We start from the raw sequence: 19,303 nt of genomic DNA, 5'->3' as shown, positions 1-19,303 counted from the left end.
CGTCATCCTAACATCACGTGCATAGGAACCCCCGGCTTCGGAGAGCCCCCCATGCGCGTCCTGGTTCTTGGCAGCGGCGTCATCGGCGTTACCAGCGCCTGGTATCTCTCCCGTGCGGGGCACGAGGTCACCGTGCTGGACCGCCAGCCGGCGCCGGGCATGGAGACCAGCTTCGCCAATGCCGGCCAGGTCTCCCCCGGCTATTCCGCCCCCTGGGCCGGCCCGGGCGTTCCCATCAAGGCGCTGAAGTGGCTGATGATGCGCCACCGGCCCTTCGTGGTGTGGCCGCAGGCCGATGGCGGGCTCTACCACTGGCTCATGCAGATGCTCGCGAACTGCACCGAGACCGCCTACACTACCAACAAGTCCCGCATGGTGCGCCTGGCGGAGTACAGCCGCGACGTGCTGCGCGACCTGCGCGCGGAGACGGGCATCCAGTACGACCAGCGCATGAAGGGTACGCTTCAGCTCTTCCGTACGCAGAAGCAGCTCGACCACGTCGGCAGCGACACCACGGTGCTCGACGCCTTCCACGTCCCTTATGAGGTGCTGGACCCCGCCGGCTGCATCGCGGCCGAACCCGCGCTGGCGCGCGTCGAGAGCAAGTTCGTGGGTGGCCTGCGCCTGCCCGGTGACGAGACGGGCGACGCGCATGTCTTCACCCAGCGTCTGGCTGCCATGGCCGCCGAGGCCGGCGTCACCTTCCGCCAGAACGTGAACATCCAGCGCCTGCTCACCGAGGGTGGCAAGGTGACGGGCGTCGTCACCGACCAGGGCACCTTCACGGTCGACCGCTACGTGGTGGCCATGGGAAGCTATACCCCGGCCCTGCTTCGCCCGCTGAAGATCGACGTGCCGGTCTACCCGGTGAAGGGCTACTCCCTGACCATGCCGGTGACGGATGAGGGTGGCGCCCCCGTCTCCACCGTCATGGACGAGACTTACAAGATCGCCATCACCCGCCTCGGCGACCGCATCCGCGTGGGCGGCACGGCGGAGCTCGCGGGCTTCTCGCTGAAGCTGCGGGCGCCGCGCCGCGAGACGCTGGAATTCTCCGTCACCGACCTCTTCCCCGATGGCGGCGACGTGCGCGAAGCAAAGTTCTGGACCGGCCTGCGGCCCATGACGCCGGACGGCACGCCCATCATCGGCGCCACGCGCTTCGACAATCTCTACCTCAACACGGGCCACGGCACGTTGGGCTGGACCATGGCCTGCGGCTCAGGCCGCGTGCTCGCGGACCTCATGACCGAGCGCAAGCCGGAGATCGAGGCCGCGGATCTCGGTCCCTCGCGCTACGCCGCCGCCGCTTAAGGCCGAGACTCCAACCATTGCCGGTGCATGCTGCGGCGCGGTGTGCGACACTCGCCGCGCATGGCTGGCCCTCCCCCCCACCGAGGCGGCAACGTCGCCTCGCTCCGATTCCTGTTGCCCTATCTGCGCCCCTACTCCTGGCGCGCGCTGGGTGCCGCGACGGCGCTGCTGCTCGCAGCCGTCATGTTGCTGCTCATCGGCAAGGGCGTGCAGCACCTGGTCGATACCGGCTTCGCGGGTTCCAGCCATGAGAGCCTGAACCACGCCGCCCTGCTGATGTTCTTGATCGTGGCGGGGCTGGCGGTCACCTCCTCCACGCGCTTCTACCTCGTCTCCTGGCTCGGCGAGCGCGTGGCGGCGGATTTGCGCAAGCGGGTCTACGACCATGTGCTGACCCTGGCGCCCAACTTCTTCGAGACGGCGCGGACGGGCGACATCCTGGCCCGCATGACAGCCGATGTCGCGCTGCTGCAATCGCTGATCGGCTCGGCCATCTCCATGGGGCTTCGCTCGGCCCTCACCGGCCTCGGCGCGCTGTTGATGCTGGTGCTGACCAGCCCCAAGCTGGCAGGCGTGGTGGTCATCGTGCTGCCCATCGTCCTCGTGCCGCTGGTCTTCTTCGGAAGGCGGGAGCGCCGGCTATCCCGCGCGGCGCAGGAGCGCGTGGGCGACCTGGCCGCCACGGCCGAGGAGACGCTGAACGGCCTACGCGTTGTGCAGGCCTTCACCCATGAGGAGCGCGAGAAGCAGCGCTACGGCGCGCAGGTCGAGGCCTCGGTCCAGGCTTCGCTGCGGCGCGTCACCTCGCGCGCCGTGCTCATCCTGGCCGTGGTGTTGCTGGGCTTCGGCGCCATCACCATGAGCTTGCTCATCGGCGGGCATGACGTGGTGGCGGGCCGCATGTCGGCCGGCGAGCTCTCGGCCTTCGTCTTCTACGCCATCCTGCTGGCCAATAACGGCGCGGCGGTGAGCGAGCTTTGGGGCGAGATCCAGCGCGCCGCCGCGGCGGCCGACAGGCTTGTGGAGCTGATCGACACCCCGCCCAGCATCACCGCCCCGGCCCTGCCGGTTAGCCTGCCGGAGCCGCCACAGGGCCGCATCGCCTTCGAGAACGTCACCTTCCACTATCCGAGCCGCGAGGATTCCGCGCTGGAAGGCTTCTCGCTGAACGTCGAGCCGGGGGAGACGGTGGCGCTGGTCGGCCCATCCGGCGGCGGGAAGACGACGGTGCTGCAACTGCTGCTGCGCTTCTACGACCCGTCATCGGGCCGGATCACCATGGATGGCGTGGACATCCGCCGCCTGGACCCCGCCGCGCTCCGCCGGCGCCTCGGCCTGGTCCCGCAGGAGCCCGTGATCTTCAGCGCCAGCGCGGCCGAGAACATCCGCTACGGCCGGCCCGATGCCAACCTCGCCGAGGTTGAGGAGGCCGCCCGCGCCGCCGCCGCGCATGACTTCATCGAGGCGCTGCCCCAGGGTTATGACAGCCCGCTCGGCGCGCGGGGCGTGATGCTCTCGGGCGGGCAGCGGCAGCGCATCGCCATCGCGCGCGCCATCCTGCGCGACGCGCCCATCCTCCTGCTCGACGAGGCGACGAGCGCGCTGGATGCGGAATCGGAGCAGGCGGTGCAGACGGCGCTGGCCCGGCTCTCGCAGGGCCGCACGACCCTGGTGGTGGCGCACCGGCTCGCTACCGTCCGCAGCGCGGACCGCATCGTGGTGATGGAGCATGGCCGCATCATCGCCGTCGGCAGCCATGACGAGCTGGTGGCGCAAGGCGGGCTTTATGCCCGCCTCGCGGAACTTCAATTCGCCTGAAGCGGATCAGGCGCCGGCGAACAGCGGCTTGCGCGACGCGCAGAACGCGTCCACCGCCGCAATATAGCGCGCGCATTCCGCCTCGCCGACCGGTAGGCTCATCGCCACCATGCCGCGCCGCGCGATGTAGATGCCCGCCGCCATGAGGTCGAGGAAGAAGAGCTCGCGCAGGCCTTCCTCGGTCGGCGTCTGGATATAGGGGCGCTCGACCGGGCCCGCGCGGAAATGCGGCTGGCACATGCTGCCGATGCCGGTGAACTGCATCGCCACGCCATGCTTCCGGCAGACCTCGTTCAGAGCGTTCCGCAGGCCCTCGCCGCGGTCGCGCAGCGCATCCGCCGCCGCGTCGTCGAAAATCTCGCCCATGGCGACCACGCCGGCCGACATGGAGAGCACGTTGTTGTTAAAGGTGCCGCCATGGGGCAGCGCCTTCGGATGCGCGGGGTCGTAGACGGACATGATGTCCTTGCGGCCGCCGAAGGCACCGAAGGACATGCCGCCCGCGATGTACTTGCCCAGCGCCGTGAGGTCCGGCGTGATGCCGTGCAGGCGCTGCAGCCCGCCCGCGCTGTGGCGGCTGGTCATCACCTCGTCGAAGGTGAGCACGATGTTGTGCGCCGTTGCCTCGTCGCGCAGCATCTGCAGGAACTCGCGGGTCGCGGGGATGCAGCCGCCGGCGCCGATCATGGGCTCGACGATGATGGCGGCGATCTCGTCCTTCTGCTCGCGGATCAGAGCGCGCGTGGCCTCGATGTCGTTATAGGGCGCGAGCGTCACCGGGAACGGCGCGTTCACCGCGCTTCCGCCGCCGGCGAAGGTCATCATGCCGCCGTGATAGGCGCCGTTCATCGCCAGCAGCCGCTGCCGCCCCGTGAAGGCTCGCGCGGCCGAGAAGGCGAAGAGGTTCGCCTCGGTGCCGCTATTGGTGAAGCGTACCAGCTCGATGGAAGGGAAGCGCGCGCAGAGGATGCCGGCCAGCACCGCCTCGCGCTCGCCGGATGCGGCGAGGTTCAGGCCACGGCCGATCGCGGCCTCGATGGCCTTGATGATGCGCGTCTCGGAATGGCCGAAGAGGCCCGCAGTGTATTCGCCGCAGAGGTCTAGGTAATCGTGCCCGTCGATGTCGTGCAGGTAGCAGCCCTGCCCCTTCTCCATCACCGTCGGGAAGGGCGTGTAGAACAACGTGGAGCGCGTGTTGCCGCCGGGCATGACGCCCCTGGCGCGCTCATAAGCAGCGGCGCTCTTGGGGCGCGCGGTGACGTAGCTTTCCCGCGCGTCGGTCAGTGCGGTTTCGAGATCGGTGTTGCGCGGGGCGGCCGCGGGGGCGTCGAGCGGTGACATGGCCATATTCCTTGTTTACTGCCAGAGCCAGGAGATCAGCAGCCCGCCCTGGGTCCAGAGCCGGTTCGGCCCGCGCTCCATGCCGAGCCCGCCGGAGCCCGCGGTGCGCTCGTAGAGCTCGCCGTAATTTCCGATCGAACGGACGACATCATAGGCGAAGCTGGCCGAGACGCCGAAGCCCGTGCCCACATTCTCCACCGTGCCGAGGAAGCGGCGGATCGCGGGGTCGGAGGCTGTGCGGCGGATCTCCTCGATATTCGAGCGCGTGATGCCGAACTCCTCGGCCTGGATCAGCGCGAAGACGGTCCAGCGCGTGAGCGCGGCCCATTCGGCGTCGCCGTTGCGAACCAGGATGCCGTGCATCTCCTTCTGGATCAGGTCCGGAAGCAGCACGAGGGAGCGCGGGTCCGGCGCCGCCAGCCGGTTAGCCGAGAGGTTGATCATGTCGTTGCTGATGGCGTCGCAGCGATCCGCGAGAAAGGCCTCCAGCACTGCCTGCTGTGTGTCGAAGGAGATGGTGCGGAAGCGGATGTTGTTGGAGCGCGCGAAGTCCTCGAGGTTGCGCTCAATGATGCTGCCCGTGGTGCCGCAGATCGTGCCGCCGTTCAGGTCGGTCGCCTTGGTGGCGCCCGTGCGGCGATGCACCAGGATCCCCTGGCCGGTGAAGAAGTGCGCGACGGTCTGAGTCAGGCCCATCGCGCTGTCACGCGCGATGGTGAGCGCCGTGGTGCGCGTCAGCATGTCGACCTCGCCCGACTGCAACGCGGTGAAGCGGTTCTGCGCGGTCGTCGCGATGAAGCGCACCTTCTCGGGGTCGCCGAAGACGGCGGCTGCGACGGCGCGGCAAATCTCCGCATCGAAGCCCTGCCAGCGGCCGTTGCTGTCCGGGATGGACATGTGCGCGACGCCGCTGGAGACGCCGCAGCGCACATGGCCGTTGCGGCGGATGCCATCGAGAGTGGCGCCCGCGAAGGCAGGGCCGGCGGCAACAAGGGCCAGGAGGCCGGCAAGAAGGGCTATAGGACGCAACGGCAGGCTCCTTCCCGGAGGGAGTGCGGCTCGAATGTGATCACAATGCTCCGCTGCATTGTGATCACATAAAGAAGCCTATCACGCCGAGATGCCGCCGCAAGGGGAGTTCGCGCTGGCTAGCGGCGCATCCTGACGCCGCGCAGTTCCAGATCCTCGTTCACGCGCATGGCGAAGTCGGCCACCGTGTCGCGCACGCCGAACATCTGCGGCTCCTGGTGAAGCGGGATCATGGGCAGGGTCTCGCGGAAGCGGGCCCAGTAGGCACGCGACAGCTCCTGCCGCTTGGCCTGGTCCGTCTCGACCGCGATTTGGCCCAGCAACTCGTTCATCCGCGCATCGGAGAACTTGCCCCAGTTGAAGGAACCCTCGCCCAGCAGCTCACGGCCGGGGTTGGTGATATCGAAATTGCCCGGGGTCCAGCCCAGCATCCAGAACTGGAACTCGTTGTTGGCGCCGCGCTGCAGGAAGCGGCCGAAGGGCACGGCGTCGAGCCGCGCCTGGATGCCCGCCCGCTGCAGCATGGCGACGACGGACTGGCAGATCGCCTCGTCGTTCACGTAGCGGTTGTTGGGGCAGCCCAGCGTGACGCGGAAGTTGCTGGCCCCCGCCTCCGCCAGCAGACGGCGCGCACCGTCCAGGTCGAAGGGCAGGCGCTCATTGGCGGCCGCATCGAAGCCGCCGACGGCGGGGGCAATGGGCAGGCCCGAGGCGGTGGTGGAGTTGCGCAGGATGACGCGGCGGATCGTCTCCATGTCGATCGCCTGGTACATGGCGCGGCGCACGCGCACGTCGCGCATCGGGTTGGGCGTGCCCGGCTGGTCGATCAGCTCCGGCCGCGTCACGTCCATGGCGAGGTAGATGGTGCGCGCCGTCGGCCCCTGCATGAGGCGGACGCCCGGCGCGTTCTGCACGCGCGGGATGTCTTGCAGCGGCACATGGTACATGAGGTCGAGCTCGCGCGAGAGCAGCGCGGCCACGCGCGTCGGCGCGCTCGACACCGGGCGGAACACGGCGCGGGTGATGCCGGTGTTGTAGTTCTCGCGGAAGTCGGGGTTGGGCACGAGTACGGTGCGCTCGTCAGCCAGGCGCTCCACCATGCGGAATGGGCCGGTGCCGTTGGTGTTGAGCTGCACGAAGGTGCTGGTGGCGCCCGGCTGGCCCGCGCGCGCGACGGCGAAGGCGTTGTTCGCGTCGATCCAGGGCTTGCTCATGATGAAAAGCAGCGTGAGGTCCTGCAGCAGCACGGGATTGGGCCCGCGCGTCTCCAGCTCCACCGTGTGGTCGTCGATGACGCGCGCGGCGGTCACGGACTGCACGACATAGGCCATGTCGTTCTGCCGCACGCGCTCGATGCTGTAGACGACGTCGGCGGCGGTGAAGGGCTCGCCGCTATGGAACCGGATGTTGCGGCGCAGGTGGAAGCGCCAGGTGTTCGGGGTCGGCGTCTCCCAGCGCTCGGCGAGCGCGGGCGCCAGCGAGCCGTCGGGCTCGCGCCGGACCAGCGGCTCATAGATGTTGCTCTTCATGGCGTTGGTGACGCCGTGGTTGTTGGCGTGAGGATCGAGGCCGAGGATGTCGTTCGCCGTGGCCCAAGTGAACGTCGTGGCCGCGGCGGGCAAGGCGCCGAGCAGACCCATGGCGAGAAGTCCGGCCCGCGACATGCGCGTGGCGGTCGAAACCCACATCCCTTTGTCTCCCCAGATGAAGTGGCGGCAACATGGCGAGGTCGCCCCCGTCCTGTCCAGCATTTGGGCTTCACAGGCGGCGCCGAGGCGGGTTGATTGGACGCCGTGGGAGGCGCGCGGATGATTCTCTTCGAAAATGCCAGGCTCTGGAATGGATTGGACGAGGCCGAGCCGGGCATGTCCGTGCTGGTGGAAGGCGAAACGATCCGCGAGGTCGGCCGCACCATCGCCAGTGCTGCGGCGCAGCACGTGGATCTTGGCGGCCGGACGCTGATGCCGGGGCTGATCGACGCGCATGTGCACCTTGTCGCCTCCAGCACCAACCTCGCCGCCAATGCGCTGCTGCCGGATGCCGTCGTCGCCTTCCGCGCCGGCAAGCTGATGCGCGAGATGCTGATGCGCGGCTTCACCACCGTGCGGGACCTGGGTGGCGCCACGCTCGGGCTGAAGCTCGCATGGGAGGAAGGCCTGATCGAGGGGCCGCGCATGTCGCTATGCGGTAAGGCGCTCTCGCAGACCGGCGGCCATGCCGATCTTCGCCCGCGCCTCGATGCCCGCGACTACGGCTTCTTCGAGAGCCGCCTCGGCTCGCTCGGCCGCATCGCGGATGGGGTGGACGCCGTGCGCCGCGCCTGCCGGGAGGAGATCCGCGCCGGGGCCGATTACATCAAGCTGATGGCGAATGGCGGCGTCGCCTCGCCCTCCGATCCCATCGCCTTCCTCGGCTATTCGGAATCCGAGCTGCGCGCCGCGGTCGAGGAAGCGTCGATGGCGCAGACCTATGTGGCCGCGCACCTTTACACGGATGACGGCATCGCGCGCGCCGTGCGTTGCGGCATCCGCAGCCTCGAGCACTGCAACCTCATTACGGTCGAGACCGCGCGCGCGGCGGCAGAGGCGGGCTGCATCGCCTGTCCCACCCTCGTCACCTACCAGGCGCTGAAGGAAGAGGGTGCGTCGCTCGGCCTCGGGCCCGAGAGCGTGGCGAAGATCGACGACGTGCGGCTCGCCGGGCTGGAATCGCTGGAGAAGATGCGCAGCGCCGGCCTCACCATGGCCTTCGGCACCGACCTGCTCGGCCCCATGCACCGCCGCCAGTCGGAGGAGTTCACCATCCGCGGCCAGGTGCTGCCGGCGGCCGAGGTGCTGCGCTCCGCGACCGTCCATGCCGCGAAGCTGCTGCGGCAGGAGGGCCGCATCGGCTGCATCGCCCCCGGCGCCTGGGCCGATATGATCGTGGTGGACGGCGACCCGCTGGCCGACCTCTCGCTCCTCACCGGGCAGGGCCGGCACCTCGCCGCCATCATGCAGGGCGGCCGCTTCGTGAAGAACGAACTGGCATGAAGCTGCTCTTCATCAACGGGCCCAACGCCAACCTCTACGGGCTCGAGCCGTCGGGCACCTATGGGCGCGAGACCTTCCCCGACATCGCAGCGCGCTGCCATTCCAAGGCGGCCTCGGTCGGCGCTGAGCTCGACTTCCGGCAGAGCCAGGACGAGGGCGAGATCATCACCTGGATCCAGCAGGCGCGCGGCACGGCGGACGGGCTGATCATCAACGCGGCCGGGCTCTCCTACACCTCCATCGCCATCCTGGACGCGCTGCTCGCCTATGGCGGCCCCGTCATCGAGGTCCACATGTCCAACATCCACCGGCGTGAGCCGTTCCGGAACAAGACCTACACGGCCAAGGCCGCGGTCGGCAGCATCTGCGGGCTGGGACCGCTGGGCTACGAACTCGCGATCCAGGCCATGGCCGGGATCTGCCGCGCATGACGGCCCTCGTCTTCTACAGCAACTTCGACGAGCCCGAGGCTTGGGAGGCCGCGCTGAAGGCCCAGATGCCCGAGCTCGACTTCCGCCGGGGCGGCGACCCCTCCGGCGTGGTAGCCGCGCTGGTATGGGCCCCGCCGCCGGGGTTCTTCGCGCCGTACAAAGACCTGCGCCTCGTGGTGAACCTGGGCGCGGGGGTGGACAGCCTGGTGCGGCGCGACGACCTGCCGCCCTTGCCCATCAGCCGGCTGAACGATGCCGGGATGGTGCAGCTCATGGCCTCCTACGTCACGCATGCGGTGACGCATTACGCCCGCGACTTCCACCTGATGGAGCGCAACCGCCTGAAGGGGGTGTGGGAGTACATCCACCCCCGCGCGCTTTCCTCGCACCGCGTCTCGGTGATGGGGCTGGGCGAACTGGGCGGTGCCGCAGCCTCCGCGCTGGCAGGCATGGGCTTCACGGTCACGGGCTGGGCGCGCAGCGCGAAATCCATCGCCGGCGTGCGCTGCCTCTCGGGCGCGGAGGGCTTCAGGACGGCGCTCGGCGAGGCCGATACGGTGGTACTGATGCTGCCGCTGACGCCGCAGACGACGGGTGTGATCGACGCGGCGGCCTTCGCCGCGATGAAGCGCGGCGTGAACCTCGTCAATGTCGGCCGTTCCCGCCTGGTGGACGAGCCGGCGCTGATCGAGGCGCTGCGCTCCGGCCAGGTCGCAGAGGCGACGCTCGACGTCTTCGACGAGGAACCCCTGCCCTACGCACATCCCTTCTGGGGGATGGAGAACGTCCGCATCACGCCGCATATCGCGAGCATCACCGTGCCCGAGAGCGCCGCCGTGGACGTGGCCGAGAGCATCCGCCGCGTGCTGCGCGGCGAGCCGCCGCTGCATCAGGTGGACGCTACGCGAGGGTACTAGCGCCTGCCGAAGCGGTGAATTCGCTCGAGAATGCCCCTTCGCGGGCAGGCCCCGCACGCGCGGACCCGGGCCGTCATGGGCCTTCCCTGCATGACCATGGGCGCGATGCCCTATCGCGCGCCATCGGCCCTTACCCCGCCAGTGCCGGGCGCGGGTTGAACATGCCGCCGCGCTCGAAGGCCTCGCGGATATATCGCGCCAGGGCCCGCACGGCGGGCCGCCCGGCCGGGCCCGGAAGGGCGGCCAGGGCCAGGCGAACGGGCGGCAGGCCCGGCTCCAGCGGCACGGAGGTGATGCGCGTGCCGTCGATGGCATAGGGGCTTTCGGGCTGCACGTTCTGGATGGTCCAGCCCAGCCCATTGCCCACCAGTCCGCGCAGCAGATCCTGGCTGCGGGAGCGGAATGCGACCTCGGGCGACAGGCCGCGGTCGCGGAACATGCCCAGAAAATAGTCACGCGAATGGGGCAGGTCGAGCAGCAGGAAAGGCTCCGATGCCAGCTCCGCCAGGGTCAGGCGGGCGGCGCGCGCCAGCCGGTGCTTGGCGGGCAGTACCGCTACCGGGGCGATTTCCGCCACGCGCGTGACCTCCAGCCCCTCGAACATGCCGAAGTCGTAGGTGAGCGCGACCTCGGTTCGGCCGGCGGAAAGCCCGGCCAGCATCTCGTCATGGTCGCCCTCCTCCACCCGCACGGTCAGACCCGGGACGTCTCGCCGGAGGCCCGCCAGCAGGGCCGGTAGGTAGCGTGGCGCCAGCGTCAGGAAGCAGCCCATCGCGACCTCGCCCGCAACCGCCTGGCCTAAGGATGCCGAGGCGTGCAGGAAGTCCTCCGCATGGCGCAGCAGCAGCCGGGCCTCGGCGACCACGCGCGCCCCGGCGGGGGTCGGCGTCACGCCCCGGGCGTGATGGCGCAGCAGCAGCGCCACGCCGAGCTCCGCCTCCAGGGCCGCCACCGCCTCCGAGATGGAAGGCTGGGAGACGTGCAGCCGCCGTGCCGCTCCCGTAACCGAGGAGGCATCGGCCACAGCCACGAGGTAGCGTAGCGACCGGAGGGAGAGGTTCGCGATCTGAATCGGAATTGCCTATGTCAAAGCCCGGAAATCAATATTTCTCCGATGCCGGTTCCTTGCGCAAGATCAAGGCAAAGGAGCCGATGATGATTCGTACGGGCAATCAATTCCGCGAGGGCATCCGCGACGGCCGCGAGGTCTGGATCGACGGCGAGCGCGTGAAGGACGTGACCACCCATCCCGCCTTCAAGCCCATCGTGGATGTGAAGGCCCGCATGTACGACCTGGCGCACGAGCCCGCGCACCAGGAGGCCCTGACCTACACCGAGGGCAACGAGCGCAATTCCGTCTACCAGCAGCCGCCCACGACGCAGGAGCACTGGCACCGCAAATGGGCCAGCATCGACCTGCTGATGAAGGATATCGGCGGCGTCGCCACCCGCCTCGGCGACGAGACGGTGGGCGAGATGTGGTCGCTGCAGGACGGGCGCGACATGCTCGCGCAGATCGACCCGCGCTTCGCCGCCAATATCGACAACCACATCCGCCGCGTGAAGGATCTCGACATCTTCCACGTCTCCGCCAACACCGACCCGAAGGGCGACCGCTCGCGGCCGGTGGAGGAGCGCGACCCGGACATGATGATCCGCGTCGTTAAGGAGACGGATGCCGGCATCATCGTGCGCGGCGCGAAGTTCGAGACAGCGTCCGCCTATGCCGACCAGGCCTATCTAAAGCCCACCGTCGGCGCTTGGACCAATGAAAAGGAAAGCATCCACGCCGTCGGCTGCATCGTGAAGATGGGCGCGCCGGGCGTGAAGCACATCTGCCGCATGCCCTTCGCCACGCGAGGTAACCCGGAGGACATCCCGCTCGCCTCGCGCTTCGACGAGGTCGAATCGCTGATGGTGCTGGATGACGTGCTCATCCCCTGGGAGGACGTGTTCTTCTACCGCCACACCATCGCGGCCCAGCAGGTGCGCGCCACGCTGCACCGCTACAGCGCCTTCCCCTATGTGCTGCGCGTGCTCTTCACCGCCGACATGATGATCGGCGCGGCGATGTGGAACGCGATGCAGACGGGCCTCGAGAAGCTGCAGGCCGTGCAGGAGAAGCTGGCCGAGCTGGTCTGCTACCGGGAGGGCATCCGCGCGCATCTCGTGGCTTCGATCGCGCTGGCCGAGAAGTCGCCCGCCGGGCTGCTCATGCCCAATCAGTCCATCCTCTACGCCGGCCGCGTGCTGGCCTGCAGCCAGCTGCCCGTGATGATGCACGCGGCGCGCGAGCTGATCGGCGGCCAGATCTGCGTGACGCCGGACCACGCGCAGTTCAGCGGCGGGGCCGGCAACTGGCTGGAGAAGTTCTACACGCTGAACCGCGAGTGGGGCGCCGAGGACCGGCGCAAGCTGCTGGCCTTCGCGCGCGACCTTCTGAACAGCGACTATGCAGGCCACCGCCTCGCCTTCGTGCAATTCGCGCAGGCGCCGCACTTCAACCACCTGGCCGCCGTCTACAAGTCCTTCGACTTCTCCGGCCCCCTGGACTTCGTGCGCAACAGCGCGAAGCTCTCGGACCGCATTCTCGGCAACACGGATACCCAGCACTGATGCCCACGCACACCCGCATCCGCCCCTTCAATACGAAGGACGCCTATCCCGAGCAGAGCCTCGACAACGATGTCTGCATGGCGGTCCGCGCCGGCAACACCGTCTATCTGCGAGGCCAGACGGCGATGGACCTGGACGGCCAGATCGTGGGCGTCGGCGACGCCGCGGCGCAGGCCGAGAACGCCATGAAATGCGCCGAGATCCTGTTGAAGGAGGCGGGCTCCGAGCTCTCGCACATCACCAAGATCGTGATCTACATCACCGACCGCGCCTATCGCGAACCGGTGTATCGTGTGGTCGGCAAGTGGCTGAAGGGCGTCTTCCCGGTCAGCACGGGCATCATCGTGAACGGCCTCGCCAAGCCGGAATACATGATGGAGATCGACATCATCGCCGAGATCCCGGCCGACAAGATCTAAGCCGCTTCGCGGCACGCCGCTTGCTTCATCGGAAACACCAACAGGGAGACTGAAGATGGTTCGGATGACGCGGCGCCAGACGGCGCTTCTCGGGGCGGGGCTTCTCGCCGCCCCGCATATCGCCAATGCCCAGGCCAACCGCCTCTCCATCTCCATCTGGGGCGGTTCCTGGCGCGACATGGTGCAGAAGCAGGTCGCGGAGAAGTTCGCGCGCGAGACGGGCGCGACGGTAGAGTTCCAGACCGGCGGCACCGTCGATCGCCTGAACCGCGCCCGCCTCTCCCGCGCACAGCCCGAGGCGGACCTGACCTTCACCACCTCGCATTTCGGCTGGCTCTACGCCAATGACGGGCTCTATGAGCAGCTCGACCTCTCGAAGATGCCGAATGCGGCGAACCTCGTGGATCAGGCGAAGATCAGCCCGTTCCATATCGGCACCTGGGCCTATGTCTACACCATCGGCTACCGCCCGGACCTGATGCCCGGCCGCACCTTCACCTCCTGGGCCGATCTCTGGGAGCCCTGGATGGCCGGCAAGCTCGCCGCGCCCGATTTCGACCCGAGCCACCTCATCGTTGTCTCCGCCATCCTCGAAGGCGCCGACGCCTCCACCTGGGAGCGCGGTCAGGCGCGGCTTCGCCGCCTGAAGCCGAGCTTCAAGGCGTTCTACACCAATGACGCGAACAGCCAGCAGCTGATCGGCAGCGGCGAGACGCCGGTGCAGGTCATCCTCTCGATGAACGCGCACCACATGAAGAACGAGGGCATCAACATCAATCTCGCCATCCCCAAGGAAGGCGCGGTGCTGGGTGTGGACACCATCGCCATCATGAAGGGCAGCCGGCGGCAGGAGCTCGCCTACCGCTTCATCAACACCTGCCTCGACCCGCAGGTGCAGGCTGCCATCGCGGCGGATAAGAAGGGCAGCCCCACGGTGTCCAACGCCCAGGTCGACCCCGCCGTGGCGGCGCTGCCCGGCGTCTTCACCACCCCCGAGCAGTGGCGCACCCAGGCGCTGGTCATCGATCACCGCCTGCGCGCCGAGAAGACCAACGAATGGCGGCGCTGGTTCCAGGAAAACATCATCGCAGGCTGATGCGGCGTCCTTTCCTCGCCCTCTTCGTCAGCCCCGCCGTGCTCGTCGCGGCGGGGTTTGTTCTCGCGATGGCAGCGGTGCTGCAATACGCGGTGCTGGCGCATGTCCCGGGTGAGCTGGAGCCCGGCGGCTTCAGCTTCTCCAACTTCCGGGAGATGACGAAGCCGCTCTATGCCGGCGTCTTCCTAGACACGGTGCGCATCTGCTTCCTGACGGCGGTGCTCTCGCTGCTCGCGGCCTATCCGCTGGCGCTGGCGCTGGTGCGCGCCCGTAACGCCTATGTGAGGTCGGCCATCCTCATCATTTCCGTCACGCCGCTCTTCCTCGGCGAGGTGATCCGCACCTATGCCTGGATCATCGTGCTGGGCACGCGCGGCTTCATCAACGGCGCGCTGATGTCGCTGGGCCTCATCGAGCGCCCGCTTTCGCTCATGTTCACCGAGACGGGCGTGCTCATCGCTCTGGTGCACGTGACGCTGCCGGTCGTGGTCATCATGCTGGCTGCGGCCATCAGCCATATCGACCGGGACCTGGAGAAGGCGGCCGCCGCGCTCGGCGCCAAGCCGCTCCGCGTGTTCCTGACGGTGACGCTGCCCCTCTCCATGCCTGGCATCGTGGCCGGCCTCACCACCGGCTTCGCCTGGACCTTCTCGGCCTTCGCCACGCCGCAGCTCATCGGTGGGGGCAAGGTGAACATGGTCTCGAACCTCGTCTATTCGCTGGGCTTCGCCTCCTTCAACTTCCCCTTCGCGGCGGCCCTCTCGGTCGCCGGGCTGGTGCTGACGGCCATCGCGCTCAGCGCGTTCAAGCTTCTGCTACGGCCACTCAACCGGGTGGGCGCGCGATGATCTCCTGGCTTTTCCGCATCCTGGTCGTGCTGCTGCTGGCCTTCGTGCTGCTGCCTGTCGTGGTCGCCTGCATGGCGGCCTTCGACGCGCGCTCGGTCATCGCTTTCCCGCCGCAGAGCTTCTCCTGGCGATGGTTCCACCGCGCGCTGACCTATGAGGACTTCCAGACCGGCTTTGCCAACAGCCTCTTCGTGGCGGCCATGGCCTCGACGCTCTCGGTCATCATCGGGAGCTGCGCGGCCTATGCGATCGACCGCTACCGCTTCTGGGGTAAGGCCACGCTGGAGGCGCTGCTGCTGGCCCCCCTTGCCATCCCCCACTTCACTATCGGCCTCGGCGCGCTGATCGTGGCCGCGCAGATCGGCCAGGCGCGCGACTGGCCGGTGGTGATCATCACGCATGTGGTGCTGTTGCTGCCCTTCGTGCTGCGCAGCCTCTACGTCTCGCTGAAGAACATCGACCCGCGGCTGGAGGCGGCGGCGCTTTCGCTGGGTGCGCGGCCGGGCCGCGTGATCTGGACGGTGACGCTGCCGGCGCTGGCGCCGGGCCTCGCGGGCGGCTGGCTCTTCGCGGCCATCCTCTCCTTCAACGAGTTCACCGCCTCGCTCTTCGTCACCGCGCAGCGCACGCAGACGCTGCCGGTCGCCATGTACAACTACGTGCGCGAATACGCCGACCCCTCCATGGCGGCGATCTCCGCGCTTTACATCCTGCTGACGACGGTGGTGCTGGTGGTGGCCAACCGCTTCCTCGGCCTCGGCCGCATTCTGGGAACCGAAGATGTCCGGCACTGAGGAGGCCCTTCGCCTCGATGGCGTGAGCAAGCGCTTCGGCCAGGTCACCGCCCTGCACGAGGCCTGGCTGCGCGTGCAGGATGGCGAGTTCCTGACGCTGCTCGGCCCCTCCGGCTGCGGCAAGACCACGCTGCTCAACCTCATCGCGGGCTTCCTGGAGGCCGATGCGGGCGAGATCTTCATCGGCGGCAGGCTCGTCACGCAGCAGCCGGTCTGGGAACGCGACCTCGGAATGGTGTTCCAGTCCTACGCGCTGTTCCCGCACATGGATGTGGCGCGCAACGTGGGCTACGGCCTGCGCGCTCGCGGCGTGGGCAAGGCGGAGGCTGCGAAGCGCGTCGAGGAGGCGCTGGCGCTGGTGCGCCTCTCCGCCATGGCCGGCCGCCGCCCGCGCGAGCTCTCGGGCGGGCAACAGCAGCGCGTGGCGCTGGCCCGCGCCCTCGTCATCCGCCCTCGCCTGCTCCTGCTGGACGAGCCCTTCTCCGCGCTCGACCGCAACTTGCGCGCGGAGATGCAGATCGAGCTCAAGGAGATCCAGCAGCGCCTGGGCGTCACCACCATCTTCGTCACGCATGACCAGGGCGAGGCCATGTCGATGTCCGACCGTGTGGCCGTGATGTCGGAAGGGCGCATTCTCCAGCTTGATACGCCGGAGGGGATCTACCGCCGGCCTTCGCACGCCTTCGTTGCGGGCTTCGTGGGCGATAGCACGGTGCTGAGCGGCCGGCTGGCCCGCCGCAACGACGAGACGGCGCTGGTGCGCGTGGCCGGGCGGGAGTTCGCCGTGCCCGCCGGGCCGCTCGCCGCGCTGGGCGAGGGCGGGACCGTCTCGGTCTATTTCCGCCCCGAGCATCTCTCGCCATCCGAGGACGGCCTCGCCGGCACGGTGGTCAGCCGCGCCTATCTCGGCGACCGGGCCGAGCTGGTGGTCGCGGTCCCGGATTCCGGGCGCATCCTGCTGCGCGTGCCGGGGGTCGAGGCGCTGCACCGGTGGCCCGCGGGCGCGCCCATCCGCATCGGATTTTCGGGAGCCGAGCCGGTCGCCTTTCCGCTATAGGGGGGCATGGTCTTCGCCCTCGGAACCGCGAAGCTGCATGCGGCGACCGTCGCCGCGACGGGCTACGCCATGGACTGGCACGCGCATGACTGCGCCATGCTCATGCTGCCGCGCCGTGGCGCGCTGCAGGTCCAGCTCGACGGCAGCGGCCGGCCCGAGCACCGGCTGATGCCCGGCGAGGCGCTGGTCGTCGCGGCCGGCGTGGGCCATCGCAGCCGCGCCGAGGACGGCGCGCACCGCCATCTCGCCCTCTACGCCCCGGCCACCGAGCTGGAGGGCTGGCTGCGCGGCCGTGCCTGGCATGCGGCGCCCGTCCCGCCCCGGCTGCTGGCGCTGCTCGCCTATCGCGACGGGCTGCCGGACACGGAGGCGCGGGCCGGCCTCGCCGACAGCCTCATCCTGGCCGAGACCGCCGCCGCCCTGCCCCCGCCCCTGGCACGCGACCATGGGAGCGTCCTGGCGCGGGCCGTCGCCGCGCACCTCGCCGCCGATCCGGCGGGGCCGCACGAGCTCGACGCCCTGGCCGCGCGCTTCGGCATCTCCCGCCGCCACCTGACGCGGCTCTTCCAGCGGCACGAGGGCGAGAGCATCGGCACGCGGATGGCGCGGCTGCGGGTCGAGGCCGCCGCCAGCCTCATCGCCGCCGGGCATGGGGTGATGCCGGCCGCTCACCAGGTGGGGCTCGCGTCGCCCTCCCATCTCGCGCGCCTCTTCAGGCGTCACATGGGCCAGGCGCCGCGCATGGCCCGATCGCGCTCGCGATAGGGCCCGATCGGGCGCGCCGGCGCCAAGAAGGCCGGGCAGGTTCCGGCCATGCCCGAGACCATCCTCCTCTCCGTCTTCCCCGCCGGCCCCGGCGGCGGCAATCCCGCCCCCATCGTGCCCGACGCGCGCGGCATGTCGGGCGAGGAGATGCGGGTGCTGGCCGCGCATCATGGCCATGAGAGCGCCTTCGTTCTGCCACCCACCGACCCGGCCGCGGCCGACCGCCGGTTCCGCTTCTTTGTGCCTGCGCACGAGATGGAGATGTGCGGCCATGCGACCCTCGGCGCAGCTTGGCTGCTGCGCCGTCGCGGCGAGGCCACCGGCGGGGTGCTGCGAGTCGAAACGCTCTCCGGGCCGGTGCGGGCGATCTTCGCCGGCGACCACGTGGAGGTGACGCAGCCGGAAGGCACGGCCACCATTCTTGATCCCGCTGGAATCCTGGCCGTGCTGGGCCTCGCCGCCGAGGACCTCGCCGATGCGCCCGTCCAGAACGCGGCGACGAGCCGCGTGAAGACGCTGGTCCCGCTGCGCTCGCTGGAACGGCTCCACGCGCTGGCGCCGGATTCCAGTGCCGTGCGCCGAATCTGCGACGCCATCGGTTCCACCGGCCTCTACCCCTATCACCTCGCGGCGGCCGACCGCGCCCATGCGCGCCAGTTCCCGCGCGCCTCGGGCTATCCGGAGGATGCGGCGACCGGCATCGCGGCCACCGCTCTGTTCACCGGGCTGCGCGCGCTGGGCGCCGCCGGCGAGACGCTGACTGTGCGTCAGGGCGAGGCCATGGGCCGCCCCTCCGAGATCCTGGTGAGCCGCGACGGGTCCGGATGCCGGCTCTCCGGCCGTGTCGAGCTGGTCGAGGAGATCTCCTGATGTTCCGGCGCGCCCTTCTCGCCGCCCTGGCGACCCCTGCCATCGCCTCCGGGCAGACTGCCTGGCCCAGCCAGCCCGTGCGCCTGATTGTCCCCTATGCGGCGGGCGGTCCGACCGACGTAGCCGCGCGCCTCGTCGCCGAGGCGCTGGCGGCCCGGCTCGGCCAGCGCGTGGTGGTCGAGAACCGGACCGGCGCGGGCACCGTCGTCGGCAGCGACGCCGCCGCCAAGGCGCGCGACGGGCACAGCTTGCTGGTCGCCACAGTGGCGCATGCGGTGAACCCGGCCCTGGTGGCCCGCCTGCCCTTCGATCCGGCCACCGACTTCCGCGGCGTCTCGCTGCTAGGGACGGTTCCGCAGGTGGTGTTGGTCAACAAGGAGCTGCCGGTCCGCGACCTCGCGGGCTTCCTGGCGCTGGCGAAGGCGCGTCCCGGCCAGCTCAGCTACGGCTCGGCCGGCCAGGGCAGCGCGCAGCATCTGGCGGCCGAGCTGATGAAGGTCGCGGCTGGGGTGGACATGGTGCACATCCCCTATCGCGGCGCGGCCCCGGCGGTGACGGACATGATCGCGGGCAACCTCGCCATGGTGATCGACAGCGCAGCCACGGCCCTGCCGCAGATCCGCTCGGGCGCCGTGCGGGCGCTGGCCGTCACCTCGCGCGAGAAACTGCCGCTCCTGCCGGAGCTCCCCACAGTCGCGGGCACTCTGCCGGGCTACGAGGCCTATACCTGGAACGCGCTGCTGGCGCCGGTCTCCACCACCGAGGCGGCGGTGGCGGCGATGAACGCCGCGCTCGCAGGACTGCTGCGCGAGGGCGCGCTGCGCGGCCGGCTGGAGGAGCTGGGCATCGCCGTCGTGGGCGACCTGCCGCCCGAGGGCGTGGACCGCTTCGTCGCGGCCGAGATGACAAAGTGGCAGGGCGTGCTTCGGCAGGCGGGAATCCGCGCCGAATAACCC

At 69.4% G+C, this 19,303-nt stretch carries 18 protein-coding genes; 14 read left to right on the top strand and 4 right to left on the bottom strand.

The window, feature by feature from the left end; genetic code table 11:
- The first annotated feature begins 51 nt into the window (after positions 1–51).
- Both WJM96_RS21005 and WJM96_RS21000 read left to right on the top strand, forming a co-directional pair.
- Entirely contained in the window at positions 52–1,314 is a 1,263-nt protein-coding gene (locus tag WJM96_RS21005) for a D-amino acid dehydrogenase (RefSeq protein WP_424814511.1), read from the top strand.
- A 60-nt stretch (positions 1,315–1,374) separates the two neighbouring features.
- The gene (locus WJM96_RS21000) at positions 1,375–3,132 is read left to right on the top strand and encodes an ABC transporter transmembrane domain-containing protein (RefSeq protein WP_424814510.1); all 1,758 of its coding nucleotides are present in this window, start codon (positions 1,375–1,377) and stop codon (positions 3,130–3,132) included.
- A gap of 6 nt (positions 3,133–3,138) precedes the next feature.
- Here the strand turns inward: WJM96_RS21000 and WJM96_RS20995 are convergent, their stop codons facing one another.
- The 3 genes from WJM96_RS20995 to WJM96_RS20985 form a co-directional block, all read right to left on the bottom strand.
- Positions 3,139–4,473, bottom strand: coding sequence for an aspartate aminotransferase family protein (locus WJM96_RS20995; protein ID WP_424814509.1), 1,335 nt, complete (start codon positions 4,471–4,473; stop codon positions 3,139–3,141).
- A 15-nt stretch (positions 4,474–4,488) separates the two neighbouring features.
- Entirely contained in the window at positions 4,489–5,502 is a 1,014-nt protein-coding gene (locus WJM96_RS20990) for an amino acid ABC transporter substrate-binding protein (protein ID WP_424814508.1), read from the bottom strand.
- 119 nt (positions 5,503–5,621) lie between these two features.
- Complete coding sequence (locus WJM96_RS20985; RefSeq protein WP_424814507.1) at positions 5,622–7,190, bottom strand: ABC transporter substrate-binding protein; 1,569 nt, start codon at positions 7,188–7,190, stop codon at positions 5,622–5,624.
- A gap of 120 nt (positions 7,191–7,310) precedes the next feature.
- Between WJM96_RS20985 and WJM96_RS20980 the strand changes: the two genes are divergently transcribed.
- Genes WJM96_RS20980 through WJM96_RS20970 form a run of 3 tightly spaced genes read left to right on the top strand, consistent with a single transcriptional unit; the run spans position 7,311 to position 9,882 of the window.
- Positions 7,311–8,534 carry an amidohydrolase family protein gene (locus tag WJM96_RS20980; protein ID WP_424814506.1) on the top strand — a complete coding sequence of 408 codons (1,224 nt, stop codon included), beginning with the start codon at positions 7,311–7,313 and terminating at the stop codon, positions 8,532–8,534.
- A complete protein-coding gene (locus WJM96_RS20975; protein ID WP_424814505.1) occupies positions 8,531–8,965 on the top strand; it encodes a type II 3-dehydroquinate dehydratase in 435 nt (144 codons plus the stop codon). The genes WJM96_RS20980 and WJM96_RS20975 overlap by 4 nt, the downstream gene beginning before the upstream one ends.
- Positions 8,962–9,882, top strand: a complete 921-nt coding sequence (locus tag WJM96_RS20970; RefSeq protein ID WP_424814504.1) for a 2-hydroxyacid dehydrogenase — start codon at positions 8,962–8,964, stop codon at positions 9,880–9,882. Before WJM96_RS20975 ends, WJM96_RS20970 begins: the two co-directional genes overlap by 4 nt.
- A 130-nt stretch (positions 9,883–10,012) precedes the next feature.
- Here WJM96_RS20970 and WJM96_RS20965 read toward each other — a convergent pair whose 3' ends face one another.
- Entirely contained in the window at positions 10,013–10,948 is a 936-nt protein-coding gene (locus WJM96_RS20965) for a LysR family transcriptional regulator (protein ID WP_424814599.1), read from the bottom strand.
- Positions 10,949–11,034: 86 nt separating this feature from the next.
- Here WJM96_RS20965 and WJM96_RS20960 point away from each other — a divergent pair, with 86 nt between their 5' ends.
- From WJM96_RS20960 to WJM96_RS20920, 9 genes are read left to right on the top strand one after another with little or no spacing between them, the layout of a single operon-like run.
- Positions 11,035–12,498, top strand: coding sequence for a 4-hydroxyphenylacetate 3-hydroxylase family protein (locus tag WJM96_RS20960; RefSeq protein ID WP_424814503.1), 1,464 nt, complete (start codon positions 11,035–11,037; stop codon positions 12,496–12,498).
- Positions 12,498–12,917, top strand: a complete 420-nt coding sequence (locus WJM96_RS20955) for a RidA family protein (protein ID WP_424814502.1) — start codon at positions 12,498–12,500, stop codon at positions 12,915–12,917. Before WJM96_RS20960 ends, WJM96_RS20955 begins: the two co-directional genes overlap by 1 nt.
- A gap of 55 nt (positions 12,918–12,972) precedes the next feature.
- A complete protein-coding gene (locus WJM96_RS20950) occupies positions 12,973–14,013 on the top strand; it encodes an ABC transporter substrate-binding protein (RefSeq protein WP_424814501.1) in 1,041 nt (346 codons plus the stop codon).
- Positions 14,013–14,861 (top strand): ABC transporter permease, encoded by an 849-nt coding sequence (locus WJM96_RS20945; protein WP_424814500.1) that lies wholly within the window; start codon positions 14,013–14,015, stop codon positions 14,859–14,861. Before WJM96_RS20950 ends, WJM96_RS20945 begins: the two co-directional genes overlap by 1 nt.
- Entirely contained in the window at positions 14,858–15,655 is a 798-nt protein-coding gene (locus WJM96_RS20940; RefSeq protein ID WP_424814499.1) for an ABC transporter permease, read from the top strand. The genes WJM96_RS20945 and WJM96_RS20940 overlap by 4 nt, the downstream gene beginning before the upstream one ends.
- Complete coding sequence (locus tag WJM96_RS20935) at positions 15,642–16,712, top strand: ABC transporter ATP-binding protein (RefSeq protein WP_424814498.1); 1,071 nt, start codon at positions 15,642–15,644, stop codon at positions 16,710–16,712. The genes WJM96_RS20940 and WJM96_RS20935 overlap by 14 nt, the downstream gene beginning before the upstream one ends.
- A 6-nt stretch (positions 16,713–16,718) precedes the next feature.
- Positions 16,719–17,477, top strand: a complete 759-nt coding sequence (locus WJM96_RS20930; RefSeq protein ID WP_424814497.1) for an AraC family transcriptional regulator — start codon at positions 16,719–16,721, stop codon at positions 17,475–17,477.
- A 48-nt stretch (positions 17,478–17,525) separates the two neighbouring features.
- A complete protein-coding gene (locus tag WJM96_RS20925) occupies positions 17,526–18,347 on the top strand; it encodes a PhzF family phenazine biosynthesis protein (RefSeq protein ID WP_424814496.1) in 822 nt (273 codons plus the stop codon).
- A complete protein-coding gene (locus WJM96_RS20920) occupies positions 18,347–19,300 on the top strand; it encodes a tripartite tricarboxylate transporter substrate binding protein (protein WP_424814495.1) in 954 nt (317 codons plus the stop codon). Before WJM96_RS20925 ends, WJM96_RS20920 begins: the two co-directional genes overlap by 1 nt.
- Positions 19,301–19,303 lie beyond the last annotated feature (3 nt).

It is taken from the genome of Roseococcus sp. YIM B11640 (assembly GCF_049727625.1).
Classification (GTDB): Bacteria; Pseudomonadota; Alphaproteobacteria; order Acetobacterales; family Acetobacteraceae; genus Roseococcus.
Note: the sequence above shows the minus strand (reverse complement) of the source record. Positions and strands in the feature narration are given on the sequence as shown.

Bases quoted from the DNA above. Each gene is read 5' to 3' on its own strand.
- WJM96_RS20975 (WP_424814505.1), top strand. From the start codon at position 8,531: ATGAAGCTGCTCTTCATCAACGGGCCCAACGCCAACCTCTACGGGCTC.
- WJM96_RS20960 (WP_424814503.1), top strand. From the start codon at position 11,035: ATGATGATTCGTACGGGCAATCAATTCCGCGAGGGCATCCGCGACGGC.
- WJM96_RS20940 (WP_424814499.1), top strand. From the start codon at position 14,858: ATGATCTCCTGGCTTTTCCGCATCCTGGTCGTGCTGCTGCTGGCCTTC.
- WJM96_RS20935 (WP_424814498.1), top strand. From the start codon at position 15,642: ATGTCCGGCACTGAGGAGGCCCTTCGCCTCGATGGCGTGAGCAAGCGC.
- WJM96_RS20945 (WP_424814500.1), top strand. From the start codon at position 14,013: ATGCGGCGTCCTTTCCTCGCCCTCTTCGTCAGCCCCGCCGTGCTCGTC.
- WJM96_RS20920 (WP_424814495.1), top strand. From the start codon at position 18,347: ATGTTCCGGCGCGCCCTTCTCGCCGCCCTGGCGACCCCTGCCATCGCC.
- WJM96_RS21005 (WP_424814511.1), top strand. From the start codon at position 52: ATGCGCGTCCTGGTTCTTGGCAGCGGCGTCATCGGCGTTACCAGCGCC.
- WJM96_RS21000 (WP_424814510.1), top strand. From the start codon at position 1,375: ATGGCTGGCCCTCCCCCCCACCGAGGCGGCAACGTCGCCTCGCTCCGA.
- WJM96_RS20980 (WP_424814506.1), top strand. From the start codon at position 7,311: ATGATTCTCTTCGAAAATGCCAGGCTCTGGAATGGATTGGACGAGGCC.
- WJM96_RS20995 (WP_424814509.1), bottom strand. From the start codon at position 4,473: ATGTCACCGCTCGACGCCCCCGCGGCCGCCCCGCGCAACACCGATCTC.
- WJM96_RS20955 (WP_424814502.1), top strand. From the start codon at position 12,498: ATGCCCACGCACACCCGCATCCGCCCCTTCAATACGAAGGACGCCTAT.
- WJM96_RS20925 (WP_424814496.1), top strand. From the start codon at position 17,526: ATGCCCGAGACCATCCTCCTCTCCGTCTTCCCCGCCGGCCCCGGCGGC.
- WJM96_RS20970 (WP_424814504.1), top strand. From the start codon at position 8,962: ATGACGGCCCTCGTCTTCTACAGCAACTTCGACGAGCCCGAGGCTTGG.
- WJM96_RS20950 (WP_424814501.1), top strand. From the start codon at position 12,973: ATGGTTCGGATGACGCGGCGCCAGACGGCGCTTCTCGGGGCGGGGCTT.
- WJM96_RS20985 (WP_424814507.1), bottom strand. From the start codon at position 7,190: ATGTGGGTTTCGACCGCCACGCGCATGTCGCGGGCCGGACTTCTCGCC.
- WJM96_RS20930 (WP_424814497.1), top strand. From the start codon at position 16,719: ATGGTCTTCGCCCTCGGAACCGCGAAGCTGCATGCGGCGACCGTCGCC.